This is a genomic window from Kitasatospora sp. NPDC056138 (assembly GCF_042264695.1).
Taxonomy (GTDB): Bacteria; Actinomycetota; Actinomycetes; order Streptomycetales; family Streptomycetaceae; genus Kitasatospora.
Genome location: NZ_JBHJVK010000173.1, coordinates 1 through 1,028, shown reverse-complemented (window position 1 = coordinate 1,028; position 1,028 = coordinate 1). Strand labels below are relative to the sequence as shown.

Here is a 1,028-nt window from a genome sequence, read left to right as displayed (position 1 = left end):
CGACCAACGCGTTCATCAACAACGGCGGCGACGACACACACAGCCCGGGCTGGACCAACTGGGGCCAGATCGCCACAGGCGTCTGACACACCACCGCACGGAGACGGGAACATCATGAAGCGAGTACTCGCGGCCACCGTGGCCGCATCCATCGGCCTCCTCGGCCCGGTGGCGCTGTCGTCGGTGGCGAGCGCCACGACCGGTCCGGTCATCAGCCCGCCGCTGCTCAAGGTCATGCCCCTGGGCGACTCCATCACCGTCGGATACCAGAGCAGTTCAGGCGCAGGTTATCGACTGCCGCTGTGGAACGAGGTGGCGAGCCAGTCACGTTACCAAATGGACTTCGTCGGCACGGTACAGGGCGGCGCGGTGCAGGACCCGGACAACGAGGGGCACAGCGCCACGATGATCGACGACATCCGCGGTCAGATCGACGGCTACGTCGCCAAGGACCAGCCGGACGTGGTGCTGCTGCACCTCGGCATCAACGATCTGGACCGCGGCACCGACAAAGCGCACGCCGGCGACCGGATGACCGCGCTGATCGACCAGATCTTCGCCGACCGCCCGGGCGTGACGGTCATCGTTCAAGGGTTGCTGCCCACCACGCCGAATGTGGACAACGACCTGATCGCCGCCTACAACACCCAACTCGCCCAGCTCCAGCCGGCCGAGCAGACCGCGGGCCACAAGTACCGGTTCGTCACCGGCCCGAGCCTGTCGGCCAGCCAGTTCGCGGACGGCCTGCACCCCAACGACCAGGGCTATGCGCAAATGGCTCAGGTCTACTACCAGGCCCTGGACAGCGCCTTCACGGACGGCTTCGCCACCCCCATGCCCGTGCACCACGCCGGTACGGAGTCGGGGTCGGGGCGGGTTCGGTTCGCTGATTGGGACGGTGACGGCCGGGCGGACTACATCGTGGTGAACGACGACGGTTCGGTGCACGTGTACCTGAACCGTGGTGGCGACGGTCACGGGGGCTGGGTGGATGACGGTGTGGTCGCGACCGGGATGACGACGGACAA

The 1,028-nt window shown here is 67.0% G+C and carries 1 protein-coding gene; it reads left to right on the top strand.

What is annotated here, in order from left to right; translation table 11 throughout:
• Positions 1-114 precede the first annotated feature (114 nt).
• Positions 115-1,028: GDSL-type esterase/lipase family protein (locus ACFC1R_RS38820; RefSeq protein WP_375946430.1), on the top strand; the 914-nt coding region annotated here is incomplete at its 3' end.